We start from the raw sequence: 14819 nt of genomic DNA, 5'->3' as shown, positions 1-14819 counted from the left end.
CACTATCGCCATGAACATCACCATTCACTCGACCTTCCTCCCGCACGACGACCCGGAAACCTCGCTGGCTTTCTACCGCGACACCCTCGGCTTCGAGATTCGCAACGACGTCGGATACGGCGGCATGCGCTGGATCACGATCGGCCCCGCAGGCCAGCCCGGCATTTCGATCGTGCTGTATCCGCCGGCCGCCACGCCCGGCCTCACCGACGACGAGCGCCGCACCATCGCCGAGATGATGGCCAAGGGCACCTACGCCACGATCCTGTTTGCCACCAAGGACCTCGACGGCGCCTTCGCGCGGCTGCAGGCCGCCAAGGCCGAGATCGTCGAAGAGCCGACCGAACAGCCCTACGGCGTTCGCGACTGCGCCGTGCGCGACCCGGCGGGCAACATGATCCGCATCCAGCAGCTGCGCTGACCCACCACCCGAAAGACGGAGACACGGAGACACGATGAGCAAGGCCCCAAAGAAGGACTCGAAGTACTCGAAGGACACGCAGAAGAACGCACCCCACGCCGCCGACCACCACGACCTGATTCGCGTGCAGGGCGCCCGCGTGAACAACCTCAAGGACATCAGCGTCGAGCTGCCGAAGCGGCGGCTGAGCGTGTTCACCGGCGTCTCGGGCTCGGGCAAGAGTTCGCTGGTGTTCGGCACCATCGCCGCGGAGTCGCAGCGGCTCATCAACGAAACCTACAGCGCCTTCGTGCAGGGCTTCATGCCCACGCTGGCGCGGCCCGAGGTCGACGTGCTCGACGGCCTGACGACCGCGATCATCGTGGACCAGGAGCGCATGGGCGGCGACCCGCGCTCCACCGTCGGCACCGCGACTGACGCCAACGCGATGCTGCGCATTCTCTTCAGCCGCCTCGGCAAGCCGCACATCGGCTCGCCCAGCGCCTTTGCATTCAACGTGCCATCGGTCAAGGCGACCGGCGTCATCACCGTCGAACGCGGTGCCAGCAAGACCGTGAAACAAAGCTTCAACCGCACCGGAGGCATGTGCCCGCGCTGCGAAGGCCGGGGCGCCGTTACCGACTTCGACCTGACCGCGTTCTACGACGACAGCAAGTCGCTCAACGAGGGCGCACTCACCATTCCCGGCTTCAGCATGGAGGGCTGGTACGGCCGCATCTTCAACGGCTGCGGCTTCTTCGACCCCGACAAGCCGATCCGCAAGTTCACCAAGAAAGAGCTCGACGCCCTGCTCCACAAGGAGCCGACCAAGATCAAGGTCGATGGCATCAACCTCACCTACCAGGGGCTGATTCCGCAGGTGCAGAAGTCTTTCCTCGCGAAAGACGTCGATGCCATGCAGCCGCACATCCGTGCCTTCGTGGAGCGCGCGGTAACGTTCAGCACCTGCCCCGAGTGCGAAGGCACCCGGCTCAGCGAGGCGGCCCGGTCTTCGAAGATCAAGAAGATCAACATCGCCGATGCCTGCACCATGCAGATCAGTGACCTGGCCGAATGGGTGCGCGGCCTCGACGAGCCATCGGTGGCGCCGCTGCTCGCCAAGCTGGCACACACGCTCGACTCGTTCGTGGAAATCGGGCTCGGCTACCTGAGCCTCGACCGGCCCTCGGGCACGCTCTCGGGCGGCGAGGCGCAGCGCACGAAGATGATTCGCCACCTCGGCTCCTCGCTCACCGACGTGACCTACGTCTTCGACGAGCCGACCATCGGGCTGCACCCCCACGACATCCAGCGCATGAACAGCCTGCTGCTGCGGCTGCGCGACAAGGGCAACACCGTGCTCGTGGTGGAGCACAAGCCCGAGGCCATCGCCATCGCCGACCACGTCGTCGACCTCGGCCCCGGGGCCGGCACTGCCGGTGGCACCGTGTGCTTCGAGGGCACTGTCGAAGCACTGCGGGCCAGCAACACTCTCACCGGCCGGCACCTCGACGACCGGGCCGCTCTCAAGAAGAAGGTGCGCAAGCCCACGGGCAAGCTGCCGATCCGCGGGGCAAAGACGCACAACCTGCGCAACGTGAGCGTCGACGTGCCGCTCGGCGTGCTGGTCGTGGTGACCGGCGTGGCCGGCTCCGGCAAGAGCTCGCTCGTGCACGGGTCGATTCCTGCTGGCGCGGGCGTGGTGTCGGTAGACCAAGGCTCGATACGCGGCTCGCGGCGCAGCAACCCTGCCACCTACACCGGGCTGCTCGACCCGATCCGCAATGCGTTCGCAAAGGCCAACGGCGTGAAGCCTGCGTTGTTCAGCGCCAACTCCGAGGGCGCCTGCCCCGCCTGCAACGGCGCGGGCGTCATCTACACCGACCTCGCGATGATGGCCGGCGTTGCCACCACCTGCGAGGAGTGCGAGGGCAAGCGCTTTCACGCCTCGGTGCTCGAGCATCACTTCGGCGGGCGCGACATCAGCGAAGTGCTCGCCATGTCGGTGACTGAAGCCAAAGAGTTCTTCGGCGCTGGCGATGCACGCACGCCGGCTGCGCACGCCATCCTCGACCGGCTGGCCGACGTCGGGCTCGGCTACCTCAGCCTGGGCCAGCCGCTCACCACGCTGTCGGGCGGCGAGCGGCAGCGGCTCAAGCTGGCAACTCACATGGCGGAAAAAGGCGGCGTCTACGTGCTCGACGAGCCGACCGCCGGCCTGCACCTTGCCGACGTCGAGCAACTGCTCGGCCTGCTCGACCGGCTGGTAGATGCAGGCAAGTCAGTCATCGTCGTCGAGCACCACCAGGCGGTGATGGCGCACGCCGACTGGATCATCGACCTCGGCCCCGGCGCCGGGCATGACGGCGGCCAGGTCGTGTTCGAAGGCACGCCTGCTGACCTCGTCGCCGCCAGCTCCACCCTCACGGGCGAGCATCTCGCGGCCTACGTCGGCGCCTGAGCGGGGCGCTTCTTGCGCGGCGCAGCAGGCTTAGGCCGCTGCGCACCCACCGCGCTCGCATAAGCCTTCACGGCCCATTCGCGCAGCACGTGCGGGTCGTCCATCGCATCGACCGGCGCCTGGTAGTAGCTCGCCACCTTGACGTTCGAGACGCGCGTGGCATACGTGAAAGGCGTCGCCCCGATGCGTTCGAACTCCGGGCGGGTGGTGTCGTCCACTACGCAGGTAGAGCGTGCTCTTCATGACGAAGGCGAACTGCACGCCCTGCATGACCAGCCCGAAGCCGCCGAAGAAGCGCTTGACCTCGATCGGGCCCATCGCATGCAGCGACTCGGCCAGCTCGAGCGCACGCTCACGCGACGGTTCGGATTTTGTTGGTGCGGTTGTAGCTCCTTTTGCACGGCTCATGCGACGGCCTTGCGTCGCGGGTCCGTCACGGGAAAGCCACCATGCACTTCGAGCAGCCGGAGCAGCGCTTCGGAGCTGTGCGCCCTGGCCCAGTCCTTTTCTGAATCGGTAATACCCACGGCATGAAGAAAGTCGAATTGACCCGAGGCCAGCTGCGCCGTGGCGGGATAGTGCTTCGGCTCCGCCAGCACGACGCAGCGCAGGCCGATGGCGCCCTTCTCGCGGATCACATCGCCAATGGGGATGCGGCCGCCGTAGTCGAGCAACGGTTTGTCTTCGCCGAATTGCCCGTGCGCGAGCAGCACGTTGTAGGCCAGCAGCCGGCGCAGCAGCTTGATCGGCCACTGGTCCTTGGGCTGCGAGGGCACTTCGATGACCAGCTCGGAGCCCAGCCACGAATATTCCTCGGGGTTGTAGTCGGCAGGCTCCGTCTCCCAGGGCGTCGATCCGCCCGAAGTGACGTAGAGCCACGAGTTGCGCGCGGGCGTCGGCTCGAACTCGAACACGCCGAGATGCAGCCAGCGCGGATCGACGTTTTCGGCGCCCAGCGACGTGAAGTCGTCGTGGTCCAGCACGAAGATGCCGTTGTGCTTTTCACCGAACAGCTGCGGGTAAAGGGTCTCCTCGCGGTAGGCCCAGACTTCTTCCAACGAACTCATCGGCTGCTCCTCCTCTGTATGTCCATGCCGGCGAGAGCATAAGCGTGAGACCGGACAGACGCCACCGGCATTAAGGACTAGAGTGCCCCACGCGGATGTCTTTCTGCGCATCACCGAAAGGACTCCCATGACACACACCAGGCCTTGCGATGGCTGACGCCGCCTTCTTTCACGACGCTTCGGGCACGGTGCGCTTTTCGGTGGCGGTGGAAGGCCACGACGTGAACGCGAGCATCGGAAGGGAAACCCTGCGCTATCACTACCGCACCGGCGAAGACGCCGACCCACTGAACACCTACGGCCTTCATGCCCAGGAAATCGACGCGGCCGTGCGGCGCCGGCTGGCACAGGGCTCGATGGAGCCCGTGATGCTGCGGGAAAACGACCTCAAGGCTCCCGCCTAGGGCCTCAACTCTTTCGCTTGAGCACGATCTCGCGGATCGTTGCGAGCAGCAGCCGCGCGCCCTCCCCCAGCTCGCCGCTGCGGCGCACCGTGAACCCGACCGGGCCTTCGGTGCTCGACGTGTCGATGGCCACGCGCTTCAACTCGCCGCGCGCGATGAAGCCTTCCACCGCTCCTTGCGGCGCGAACCATACTGCGTCGCAGCGCTGCAGCAGCCCCACCACGAAGCTCGTGTCGGTCGCCTCCACCAGCCGATTGGGCAGCGCGAGGCCCTGCGCGATCAGGAAGGCATCGGCCGTGTGCCTGATGAGCGTGCCCGACACCGGCAGCACCAGCGGGTGCGCGGCCAGCGCGTCGAGCGTCGGCTTGCGCCGTGACGCGAGCGGATGGCCGGGGCGCACCACCAGCAGCAGCGGCTCGCTGAAGAGCTGTTCGAAGGCCAGGTCAGCCATCGCCGAGGCCTGCGCGAGGCGGCCGAGCACGACGTCGATTTCGCCCTGGCGCAGCTGCGTCATCAGTTGAGCATTGGTGCCGCTCATCACGCGCACGCGCAGCGCGGGGTGCGCTTCGTTCAGCAGGGCGACGGCCTCGGGCAGCAGGTTGGCCACCATGTTCGGCAAGGCGCCGACGGCCACGCGCAACTGGTCGGCCTCGGGCTGGTCCATGGCCAGGCCCATGCCTTCGCGCAGGCCGCGCAGGGCAGAGACGGCATGGCGCACCAGCACCTCGGCGGCCGGTGTGAGCTCCACGCCGCGGCGGCGGCGCAGCAGCAGCTGGCGACCGACGATCTCTTCCAGCTCGGCGATGGTCTTGGACACCGCCGGCTGCGTGAGCGACAACGCCTCGGCCGCGCGCACGAGGTTGCGCTCCTGCGCCACCATCACGAGGCATTGCAGATGGCGCAGCTTCAGGCGCGCAAAGTTCATGGCTGACATGGGGCTTTCCTTGAGCGAGCGGCCGTTTGAATATAACCATCAGGAATACCTGGCAGAAGAGCTTTCAGTTGTGCCGGTGCTCCCAGCCTCCTAGAGTTGCCTCCAACAAGGAGACAAACAGAGACATGACCACCGGTTCACCGAAAGCCTTCGGCGGCACGCGCCGCCTTGCCTTTGCCATCACTACCTGCGCGGCACTCGCCCTTGGCACCATCGCCCCCCACGCCACCGCAGCCGATGCGCCCTACCCCACCAAGGCGGTGAAGTTCCTCACCAACTTCCCGGCGGGCGGCCCCATCGACATCCTCGGCCGCGCGCTGGCCGACGCGCTGCAGAAAGACCTGAAGCAGCCCTTCATCGTCGACAACCGGCCCGGCGCCGGCGGCAACATCGGTGCCGACCTGGTCGCCAAGAGCCCGGCAGACGGCTACACGGTGCTGCTGGGCATCGACAGCACCTTCACCATCAACCCGCACCTGTACGCGTCGATGCCCTTCGCGGCCAAAGACCTGAAGCCGCTGATGATCTTCAGCTCTTCGGGCCTGAGCTTCGGCGTGGCCCCGGGCGTCAAGGCGAAGACGCTGCCCGAGTTCATCGCGCAGGCCAAGGCCGAGCCGGCCACCTTCAGCTCGGCCGGCAACGGCAGCCCCGGCCACATTGCCGCCGAGATCTTTGCAACCGAAACGGGCGCGAAGATCACGCACGTGCCCTACAAAGGCAACTCGCCGGCCGTGCTGGCGCTGATGGGCGACGAGGTGCAGGCTGGCATCCTCGCCACGCCGGGCCTGCTGCCGCAGGTGCAGTCGGGCAAGCTGCGCGCGCTGGCCGTTACCGGCAAACAACGCTCGCCGCTGTTGCCGCAGGTGCCCACCGTGGGCGAACTGGGCCTGAAGGGCCTGGAGTTCGAGGTGCTCTATATCTCGATGGTGCCCGCCGCCACGCCCGAACCGGTGATGCAGACGCTGCGCGCCTCGCTGCAGAAGGCGATGGCCCTGCCCGAGGTCAAGGCCCGGCTGGCCTCGCTAGACATGGTGCCGCTCGGCGAAACCGGCAGCGCGGCCAGCGAGCACCTGGCCGCCAGCCGGGCGCGCTACGGCCGCATCGTCAAGGCAACCGGCATGAAGGTGGACTGATGAGGCCGGTGTTGTCGCGGGGTAAACCCCCGCAATGGTTGATTTGATCAATCGAACGCAGCGTCTTCAGAATCGTCCGCAACCGCGAGCCTCGCGGTCACACTTACTGGTCACCGCCCGACCGACCGAAGACGACGACAAGGACTTGCCCATCATGCTGCCGACCTCCCTTTTCACCCGCCGCGCCGCCGGCCTGCTGGCCATTGCCGGCTTTGCGGCAGCCTTCGCCCCCCAGGCAAGCGCCCAGGCCAAGTTCGACACCCCCCTGCACATCGTGGTCGGCTACGCTCCCGGCGGCGCCACCGACCGCGTGGCGCGCATCGTGGGCGACAAGCTCGGTGCAAAGCTGGGCGTGGCGGTGGTGGTAGACAACAAGCCCGGCGCGGGCGGCCGCCTTGCGGCGCAGCAGGTGAAGATCACGCCCGCCAACCAGAACGTGCTGATGCTCGCCAACCCCGCCGTGATGATCGTCGCGCCGCTGGTCTTCAAGGACAACAACTACGACCCAGAGCGCGACTTCGTGCCCGTGTCGTACGTCAACGACTACAACTTTGCGCTGGCCGTCTCGCCCAGCCTGCCCGTGCGCGAACTGAACCACCTGCTCGCGTGGATGCGCGCCAACCCCACGCAGGCCAACGTGGGCGTGCCGGCCACCGGCAGCCTGCCGCACTTCTTCGGCCTCATGGTCGGAGAAAAGGCCAACGTGCAGACCCAGGTGATCGGCTACCGCGGCTCGGCCCCGCTGCTGAACGACCTGATCGGCGGGCAGGTGCCCATTGCCGTCGACACCGAAGACGTGGTGGTGCCGCAGCATGCGGCGGGCAAGCTGCGCATCCTGGCGCTGTCGGGCGCCAAGCGCTCGCCCTTTGCGCCGAACGTGCCCACCTTCAAGGAAGCCGGCCTCGACCTCTCCGCCACCGGCTGGAACACCTTCTTCGCGCCGAACAGCATGTCGAAGGACAAGGTCGAGCGCCTGTCCAACCTGATCCGCGAAGTCATGCAAGACCCCGACACGCAACGCAAGTTCAAGGACTCAGGCATGACGCCGGTGGTGAGCACGCAGGCGCAGACCGCCGCCATGCTCAAGGCCTACCGCGCGCAATGGGCGCCCGTAGTGCAGAAATCGGGCTACCAGCCCTGAACCCCTTCAAGAAGAACGTCAAAGAGACATGAGCACAAGACCCAACATCATCTTCATCGTTGCCGACGACCTCGGCTATGCCGACCTCGGCTGCTACGGCGGCCGCGATGCCGTGTTCGGCCCCGTGTCGCCCGTGCTCGACGGCCTGGCCGCCAACGGCCTGAAGCTCACGCAGGGCTACGCGAACTCGCCCGTGTGCTCGCCCACGCGCTTCGGCATGATCACCGGCCGCTACCAGTACCGCCTGCGCGGCGCCGCCGAAGAGCCCATCAACAGCAAGAGCCGCGGCAGCACCACGCTAGGCCTGCCCACCGACCACCCCACCCTGCCTTCATTGCTGAAAGCCAGCGGCTACCAGACCGCGCTCATCGGCAAATGGCACCTGGGCTACCCGCCCACCTTCGGCCCGCTGCGCTCGGGGTACGACGAATTCTTCGGGCCCATGTCGGGCGGTGTCGACTACTTCACCCACTGCGACTCCACCGGCCGCCACGACCTGTGGCTTGGCGAGGAAGACAAGCAGGAAGAGGGCTACCTCACCGACATCCTCTCCAAACGCGCGGTCGAGTATGTGGAGCGCATGTCAGAGCAGGAAGCGCCCTTCTTCCTGAGCCTGCACTACACCGCCCCCCACTGGCCGTGGGAAACGCGTGACGACGCAGCCAAGGCGCCCACCGTAAAGGACAACCTGTTCGACCTGGCCGGCGGCAACATTCATGTGTACCGCCGCATGATTCATCACATGGACGAAGGCATCGGCTGGATCATGGCCGCGCTGCAAAAGCACGGCATGGCCGACAACACGCTGGTGGTGTTCACCAGCGACAACGGCGGCGAACGCTTCTCGGACAACTGGCCGCTGGTGGGCGGCAAGATGGATTTGACCGAAGGCGGCATCCGCGTGCCATGGATCGCGCACTGGCCTGCGGTGATCGGCAAGGGCGGCGAGAGCACGCAGCTGTGCATGACCATGGACTGGTCAGCCACCATGCTCGACGCGGCCGGGGTTTCATCGCATCCGGACTATCCGCTCGACGGCGTGTCGCTGATGCCCGTGCTGAAAGACGCGAAGCACAGCTTCCGCCGGCCGCTGCACTGGCGCATGAACCATCGCGGGCAGGAAGCGATGCGCGATGGGGACTGGAAGTATCTGAAGGTGGACGAGAACGAGTACCTGTTCAACATTCCTGCGGATGAGCGCGAGCGGGCGAATCTTGGGAAGAAGGAGCCTGAACGACTGGCTGCAATGCGGGCGGATTGGGCGGCTTGGAATGCGACGATGCCTGCTATTCCGGAGGATGCGACGGTTAGTTTGGGGTATTCGGTCAAGGATATGCCGCAGAGATGAGGGGCAGCAGCAAGGTCATGCGTGAGATCGTTAGAAGGACCTGCATGCGGCTTCCAACGACGCACAAAGACCACTGAGTATGAGCTGATGGACGTGCTCGAGTTGTGTCTTGATAGATCGTGGTAATCAGACAGCGCAACCACGGAACCTCGTCGAGTAACTACTTAAGACTGATTGTCGATATGTAGGTCGCCGCCCACGATTGCGCGTGCGGGTAAACCATTGGCGTAAACCTGGAAGCTGCTGTTCACAAAAAGAAACAACGTCTGCATAATTGGCTCGCCTAGCATTTGTTCAGCTTCGGCTGAGCCGGGTCGCGGGTTGCGATCCGCCTTTTATTTTTACCTTACGGCGAAGGAGTCCAACTCGGATTCCCGCCAGTCGGCAGGAAGTCCGAGTTGGACTCCTTCGACGCTCTATGTAGGCAAGTCGTATGCGCAATCTCTTCTACGAAAATAGTGCGGTTGGCATCAGACTTAATGAATTTGGGCTGTCCCTAAAGGACAGCCCTTCTTTTTTGTCCCGATCCAAGCAGCTTATTTTTTTGTGCGGCGCAAACCAAGCCCCAAATACTCCATCACAACGGCGCGCAAATTTAAGAAAATTTATTCATCAAATATCACCGGATTACACGGTCATTTATGCCGAAGGAATTTTCAATGAAATCAAAAAATTTGGTCCGCAAAAAAACGTCCTCGACCTTGAGCATAGAATTTCCGATGTTGCAGACAAGGTAATAATAATTTTAGAAAGCGAAAGCGCCTTCTGCGAGTTAGGTGCATTTGCGCATGAAAAATTGCGCCACAAATTAATCGTAGTTAATAACGCCAGATTTGAACACAGCGAATCCTTCATAAACACCGGACCAATTGCCGCAATGAAAGAGGCAAAATCTCCCGTGATGTGGTATCCGATGGCTTCCAATGGAATTAAAGTATCGGATGGCATTGGAGCGATATTTAAGGATCTGGAAGCTGCTCTTACTCATCAGCCAGTCGATGGCGGCCCCGTTAATTATGAGACTCTTGGCGATTTACGCATGAACAAGATCAGTCTCTATTTTTTGCATGATTTGGTATTACTGTCTGGGCCTGTAAGCTATAAAGAGCTAATATCGTGCCTGATCTCATTATTTGGGCAAAAAAGCTTTGATGCCGCGAGCAGTCTGCTCGCTGTTCTCAGGGAGGCAGGACTTGTTGCAGATATCTCGGCAAGCAAATCAACCCCCAATTTGCTTCCCATCTATGAAGCTGTGACGACTGACTTTTTCCTCAGATATAAATATGACGTCTACGCGTTGATGGCAGCATTTCGCGTTTTCCATCAGAAGCGCAGCCCTCAGCGATTTGCATATGAATAACGTAGTCTCCAAAATCTCGGGCGACTTAAAAATACCTGTCGCAGCATTAGAAATTGCGATCAGGCTGGCCAAAACTCGCTGCCGAAAATTTTCAATCCCAAAGAAAAATGGGGATAGGCGACTGATCATTCAACCCTCGGTAAAGGTTAAGCCAATTCTTTCGTGGCTGAGCCTAAACGTGCTTGACTTGCTCCCAGTACATTGCGCGGCCACTGCTTTCAGAAAAGGGAAATCAATTCTTGAAAATGCCTCCACGCACAAAGAAGCGAACTATTCTGTTCGACTGGATTTAAAAGACTTTTTTCCCTCAATCGAATCTAAAGATCTTTGGCGAGTCATGCTCGAGTCTCGTCATCTACTTCCAGAGTGGTCAATTAAAAAGGACGCACTTCGGCTTATTTCCGATGTTTGCTTTGATCAAAATGATCGGCTTCCTATTGGCTACTCGACATCGCCAGCGATTGCAAATATCGTGATGCATCGTATCGATGCGGTGCTTTCCAATGCTGTGATGGATGATTCGCGTTTTGGCGCTGCGGCCATAACTCGCTACGCGGATGATTTCGTTTTTTCGACGAATAAACGGGGAGCCTGCAAAGAATTTGTCGGGTTGCTTCACGACGTCGTAAAAACGACAAGCAGCCCGTCGCTTCAAATTAATGAAAACAAGACCCGTTATATGAGTCGCGCTGGCGGCTCGACAATAATTACTGGTCTTAGAGTGAACAATTCAGGCGCCGTAGTCGTTCACGGAGATTACCGCGATCACGTCCGGCTTCTTCTCAAGCTATTTGATTCCGAAAAATTGGCACATGACCAAGTGCCTCAGCTAGTAGGCCATCTTGCCTACATTGAGCATGTTGATCCCGCGTTATTTACCAAGCTCTCATTCAAACACTACAAAAGAATAGAGGAACTTCGGTCTTTGCGGCCGGTGGAATAAATTTTCGCTGCGCGATCCAACCGGTGCTCCGGCGCCCAGCTCACCGCCCGCATTCCAGTCGTACCGAAACACACGAGGGACAAGCCGCCGCTCGTCATACGCATGCAGCAGCAGCCCGCCTCCGCCTTCCACGCTAGATCCGCAGCGATCCAGAGCATGCGATCCGGGTGTCCCTTGTTTCCTCGAATCACCGTTGCTGTCGCCATAGCAACAGCACAGCAGCGAGTTCAGTCGCGCCAGTTTGATTTCTCGAAGCGTAGAACAGTAGGAAAACACGTGCCTAAGTTGAAGTCAGAGCGACATCATTGGTGGCCTCGGTGCGTATCCCGTAAATGGTCGGCAGCAGACGGAAAGATTGGTTGGATCAAACCGGATGGCACCGAGATTCGAGTTCCACCCGATCAACTGGGGCTCATCAACAATGGACATCACGTGAAGCTCGCCTCAGAAGCGGCAGACTCGACGCCTTGGGATTTCAGTTTCGAGAAGGAGTTCGATGCAGCCGACAACAACTTTCCGTCGTTGATCACTTGGCTCGAAAGCCTCGAAAGAAAGTCTTCGGACTCTTCCGATCCTGCCACTAGGTATCTCGCTCAAACCGCCACTGATGAACAGCTGTGCGCATTCACCGAAAGCGTGGTTTCGCTGGCTGTGCGTAGCCCTGCGACTCGTGAAGCATCAGTAGTATTTGCGGAAGATCTGCGAGGTCCTTTGGCATCCAGCGAGCGCAATGCACTCATCGGATTGAACATACGCAGCTATCAACGGACTATCGCCGACAGTATTGGTGCAACTGCAAAATTCGTAGTTCTATTTTCACCAAAGAAGGAATTTATCTACGGCGACGGGTTCTTCCATAACCTCAAGGCTTTGACTGTCGCTCCGCGCAACCCAAAGTTGTTAGTTCCGATTACGCCCTCGATGAGTGTGATCATTAGCAGGCCTCGGTCCTTCAGGGCTTCTCCTCGCCTATCAACGGTAGTGCTCCGCGAGCTGGAGGTGGATCAGTGCAATCACGCCATTCAAGTCTATTCGCGCAAGGCACTTTTCTATCGATCGGAGAGGCCTCTGCTTGATGACGCGTTTCTGAAAGACGAGCATCGCATATACGCCCACCCTGACAACCCGATAGATGAATTGATCAGCGGCATACCTGGTGTTAGCCGTATGTGATGAGCAACAAAATAGAAAACAAGTAGAGCTATCGAGGTACAGCCAAAAACCAACTCAGCTACCGAAAGAGTTCTTCAAAAACCTCTTGAAGTTCGCTAAGGCGTCCAGTCGCTAGCGGTCTGCCCAGCGCTACAGCTTCGCCAAGATTCGTGACTAAACCCGAGGCTGCAATCGCTCGCTCCGGTTTAGATCCCGAAGTCGGGGCATCGGTCGGATAGTAGTCTTCGATAGCGCCACGAGCGAGAACACAGATCCCTTCGGCTCGCAATGCGTCCAAGACCGGAATCAACGCTGCGGCAGCGTCTGCGTCCGCTTCGCAGGCCTGTATGCGCGCCGTCTCTTGCTCCCATGTAAACAAGTCATCCAACAGTGCCAATGCCTCGTCGTTAACTTGGCGAGAAGCTTGAATTGCACGAAGGGTTCCTTTCACGATGTCGTACTTCGCCTTCCAAGACTCTTGCTGAACCCTTGCTTTGATCTGACGGGCTTTAGGCTCTGCAACCATGCCTAGCACAGCGATTCTGGTGTCTATCTGGCGAAGCATTGTCTGCCGGAGAGCGGCGATATCGGCGCTGGCACCAAGATGCTGATACCCCTCGAAGAGCGCATCAAGATCCGCGACCACCTTAATCTCAATACCGAAAGCGGAGAAGAATCTTCTGAACTTCGCGAAGTTTCCCTTACCTGATACACGGACAAGCGCGACGTTTCTTTTATCGAAGTCCCAATCCGGGTTCAGTATCTTGGCAACATGCCGACAATAAGCGTCATCTGACTCTCCTTCAAAAAGAATCACCCGTTGGCTGAAGAATGCAGCATCAGCATTCTCAAAGCGAGCTAGCTGAAATATTTCTGCGTTCGCAGGGTCTAAATCAAAGTTAACCGGATAGAGAACTCCTTCAGGTTTCGCCTCCGCTACTGCTCGCTTAGCAATACGTACGAACGCAGCGGTCACTCCCGGCGCAAAGAACAACGGCGAGTGCGTCGTTAACGTGACTTGATGTGTACTTGCAATGCGCGCCAATGTGTTGAACAGAACTCGCTGCGACTTTGGATGCAAGTAAAGCTCTGGCTCTTCGAAAAGAAAGAACAAAGGTCGTGAAACCGCGCCCTCATTCGGGTCTGCCTGCCCTTGCTCTTCTAGGTGAAGAACATATGCCTGCAGGAGTGCGAACGTCAGCGACCTCTTGATGCCATCACCCTTGTTCTCTATTAGGTCGCGCGAGCCGTCATCGATATAAATCTGAGCAGTGCTCAGAATGGTCTTTAGTTCCGGAGGTGGTATGTGGAGTTGCACTCTAACGCTAGGGAAATTCTCTCCAAGGAGAGATTCAACACGCGACTCAAGAGCTCGCACTTTGGGATGCCGTTGATCTACTACTCGATCCCCTTCAGTCACACGATTAAACAACGCATTCAGTATCGACAGTGATCGCTCTACATCTTCCAAATCTGGTGTCATGTCTTCGAGCAGTAGAGACAGCAGTCGTCCGAAGGATGTCGACTGCGTCGTCTTGAGGTCATCACTGAGGTTCTTGACTGCAGGGATGTAGATTGCCTCGGGCAACAACATCGAGATAGACGGTGCAATTCCCGAAGGCAAAGGCCCTTCGATCATTTCCATCTCTTCCCTTGGCAGTTCCTCGACCCTTTGCTGCAGAAATGCTTTAGCCGTCGCGAGTGTAGGAAAAGTCTCTGGCATCACTGTTATGAACTCGGGATACACCCGAGCGACGGTCTCTCGTATCGCCGCGCCTCTTAGCCCACCGAGCTCAGCATCAATGGTTTCCTGTCGAAAGCGAACGTCTCGCGGAACTAGGCGATACGCGGCGACTTCAACTCTTTCTGCTGCCCTGTAGCGGACGCACAGTGTCAAAACCTCGTTGACCACGATAGCCCCAATCCTCGCTCTGTGCTCAAGGGCCAGCCTAGCGAGATGCCTTTCACTCACATCGGTGAAGCGAACAACGAATTCAACTGGCTCTGTTGGATCGTAAAAGTGACTCAGCGGCAACTGCGCTGGACGATTTAGAGCAGTAACAACTGCCTGAAGGACTGAAGACTTTCCTGCGTTGTTCTCTCCTACCAAGCAGCCAAACCGAGTCGGTTCAAACACCTGATGACGCAGGCTCTTAAAGTTGGAGATGGTTATTTTCTCAAGCTTCAAAGTGACCTCCCTCGAAGGCAAAGGGCAACCTGACGGCAACTGGAAACGCCGCTATAGCTATGCTCGCCGCTTTCCAAGCCATCTTTCGACCCGTACCTTTGTGGTGCTCCCCTGCACTACGGTAGCGAAGTGCAAGGTCCTGGGCATCCCCTCTTTGTGGGATGCCCAGTTGAAGCTGACTGGGGCGCTAGCGCTTCGCCCTACCCCAACCTGACCTGCCCGGTTTCTCCGAGACATTGATTTCTAGGAAGATGGCTCCCGCCCGAAGAGGAGCCCATGAAGAAGAGT

The 14819-nt window shown here is 60.0% G+C and carries 13 protein-coding genes and 1 pseudogene; 9 read left to right on the top strand and 5 right to left on the bottom strand.

Features of this window, described 5'->3' with window-relative positions; all coding sequences use genetic code 11:
- The first annotated feature begins 10 nt into the window (after window positions 1-10).
- Together AC07O3_RS28610 and AC07O3_RS28605 are read left to right on the top strand one after the other, a co-directional pair.
- Entirely contained in the window at window positions 11-421 is a 411-nt protein-coding gene (locus AC07O3_RS28610; protein ID WP_093079807.1) for a VOC family protein, read from the top strand.
- Window positions 422-455: 34 nt separating this feature from the next.
- A complete protein-coding gene (locus AC07O3_RS28605) occupies window positions 456-2861 on the top strand; it encodes an ATP-binding cassette domain-containing protein (RefSeq protein ID WP_495340910.1) in 2406 nt (801 codons plus the stop codon).
- Here the strand turns inward: AC07O3_RS28605 and AC07O3_RS28600 are convergent.
- From AC07O3_RS28600 to AC07O3_RS28590, 3 genes and pseudogenes are all read right to left on the bottom strand, one after another.
- A complete protein-coding gene (locus tag AC07O3_RS28600; RefSeq protein ID WP_495340909.1) occupies window positions 2846-3079 on the bottom strand; it encodes a TfoX/Sxy family protein in 234 nt (77 codons plus the stop codon). The genes AC07O3_RS28605 and AC07O3_RS28600 overlap by 16 nt on opposite strands.
- 13 nt (window positions 3080-3092) lie before the next feature.
- Window positions 3093-3179, bottom strand: a pseudogene (locus AC07O3_RS28595) (hypothetical protein); the annotation flags it as partial.
- Between the two features lie 86 nt (window positions 3180-3265).
- Window positions 3266-3928 carry a suppressor of fused domain protein gene (locus AC07O3_RS28590; protein WP_354337518.1) on the bottom strand — a complete coding sequence of 221 codons (663 nt, stop codon included), beginning with the start codon at window positions 3926-3928 and terminating at the stop codon, window positions 3266-3268.
- Window positions 3929-4077: 149 nt separating this feature from the next.
- Between AC07O3_RS28590 and AC07O3_RS28585 the strand changes: the two genes are divergently transcribed.
- Complete coding sequence (locus AC07O3_RS28585) at window positions 4078-4332, top strand: DUF1488 family protein (protein ID WP_093057913.1); 255 nt, start codon at window positions 4078-4080, stop codon at window positions 4330-4332.
- Window positions 4333-4336: 4 nt separating this feature from the next.
- Here the strand turns inward: AC07O3_RS28585 and AC07O3_RS28580 are convergent, their stop codons facing one another.
- Complete coding sequence (locus AC07O3_RS28580; RefSeq protein ID WP_495340908.1) at window positions 4337-5266, bottom strand: LysR substrate-binding domain-containing protein; 930 nt, start codon at window positions 5264-5266, stop codon at window positions 4337-4339.
- 125 nt (window positions 5267-5391) lie between these two features.
- On the opposite strand from AC07O3_RS28580, the gene AC07O3_RS28575 reads away from it, so the two are divergent.
- The 6 genes from AC07O3_RS28575 to AC07O3_RS28550 all read left to right on the top strand — a co-directional run bounded on the left by AC07O3_RS28575 (window position 5392) and on the right by AC07O3_RS28550 (window position 12364).
- Window positions 5392-6399 carry a Bug family tripartite tricarboxylate transporter substrate binding protein gene (locus AC07O3_RS28575; protein ID WP_495340907.1) on the top strand — a complete coding sequence of 336 codons (1008 nt, stop codon included), beginning with the start codon at window positions 5392-5394 and terminating at the stop codon, window positions 6397-6399.
- 154 nt (window positions 6400-6553) lie between these two features.
- Window positions 6554-7540, top strand: coding sequence for a Bug family tripartite tricarboxylate transporter substrate binding protein (locus tag AC07O3_RS28570; RefSeq protein ID WP_495340906.1), 987 nt, complete (start codon window positions 6554-6556; stop codon window positions 7538-7540).
- Between the two features lie 28 nt (window positions 7541-7568).
- Window positions 7569-8888 (top strand): sulfatase family protein, encoded by a 1320-nt coding sequence (locus tag AC07O3_RS28565; protein ID WP_495340905.1) that lies wholly within the window; start codon window positions 7569-7571, stop codon window positions 8886-8888.
- Window positions 8889-9321: 433 nt separating this feature from the next.
- A complete protein-coding gene (locus AC07O3_RS28560; protein ID WP_495340904.1) occupies window positions 9322-10248 on the top strand; it encodes a retron St85 family effector protein in 927 nt (308 codons plus the stop codon).
- Window positions 10241-11191, top strand: coding sequence for a retron St85 family RNA-directed DNA polymerase (locus AC07O3_RS28555; RefSeq protein ID WP_495340903.1), 951 nt, complete (start codon window positions 10241-10243; stop codon window positions 11189-11191). The genes AC07O3_RS28560 and AC07O3_RS28555 overlap by 8 nt, the downstream gene beginning before the upstream one ends.
- Window positions 11192-11623: 432 nt before the next feature.
- Window positions 11624-12364: a hypothetical protein gene (locus AC07O3_RS28550; protein ID WP_495340902.1), complete on the top strand. Its 741-nt coding sequence runs from the start codon at window positions 11624-11626 to the stop codon at window positions 12362-12364.
- Between the two features lie 58 nt (window positions 12365-12422).
- Here the strand turns inward: AC07O3_RS28550 and AC07O3_RS28545 are convergent, their stop codons facing one another.
- Window positions 12423-14531: an ATP-dependent nuclease gene (locus AC07O3_RS28545; protein WP_495340901.1), complete on the bottom strand. Its 2109-nt coding sequence runs from the start codon at window positions 14529-14531 to the stop codon at window positions 12423-12425.
- Window positions 14532-14819: the final 288 nt, after the last annotated feature.

The sequence above is a fragment of the Variovorax sp. GW821-FHT09D05 genome (assembly GCF_059416325.1).
Note: the sequence above shows the minus strand (reverse complement) of the source record. Positions and strands in the feature narration are given on the sequence as shown.

What these genes read in the sequence shown, in the direction of transcription:
- AC07O3_RS28555 (WP_495340903.1), top strand. Translation starts at nt 10,241, where the DNA reads ATGAATAACGTAGTCTCCAAAATCTCGGGCGACTTAAAAATACCTGTC.
- AC07O3_RS28570 (WP_495340906.1), top strand. Translation starts at nt 6,554, where the DNA reads ATGCTGCCGACCTCCCTTTTCACCCGCCGCGCCGCCGGCCTGCTGGCC.
- AC07O3_RS28610 (WP_093079807.1), top strand. Translation starts at nt 11, where the DNA reads ATGAACATCACCATTCACTCGACCTTCCTCCCGCACGACGACCCGGAA.
- AC07O3_RS28575 (WP_495340907.1), top strand. Translation starts at nt 5,392, where the DNA reads ATGACCACCGGTTCACCGAAAGCCTTCGGCGGCACGCGCCGCCTTGCC.
- AC07O3_RS28605 (WP_495340910.1), top strand. Translation starts at nt 456, where the DNA reads ATGAGCAAGGCCCCAAAGAAGGACTCGAAGTACTCGAAGGACACGCAG.
- AC07O3_RS28580 (WP_495340908.1), bottom strand. Translation starts at nt 5,266, where the DNA reads ATGTCAGCCATGAACTTTGCGCGCCTGAAGCTGCGCCATCTGCAATGC.
- AC07O3_RS28590 (WP_354337518.1), bottom strand. Translation starts at nt 3,928, where the DNA reads ATGAGTTCGTTGGAAGAAGTCTGGGCCTACCGCGAGGAGACCCTTTAC.
- AC07O3_RS28560 (WP_495340904.1), top strand. Translation starts at nt 9,322, where the DNA reads ATGCGCAATCTCTTCTACGAAAATAGTGCGGTTGGCATCAGACTTAAT.
- AC07O3_RS28565 (WP_495340905.1), top strand. Translation starts at nt 7,569, where the DNA reads ATGAGCACAAGACCCAACATCATCTTCATCGTTGCCGACGACCTCGGC.
- AC07O3_RS28585 (WP_093057913.1), top strand. Translation starts at nt 4,078, where the DNA reads ATGGCTGACGCCGCCTTCTTTCACGACGCTTCGGGCACGGTGCGCTTT.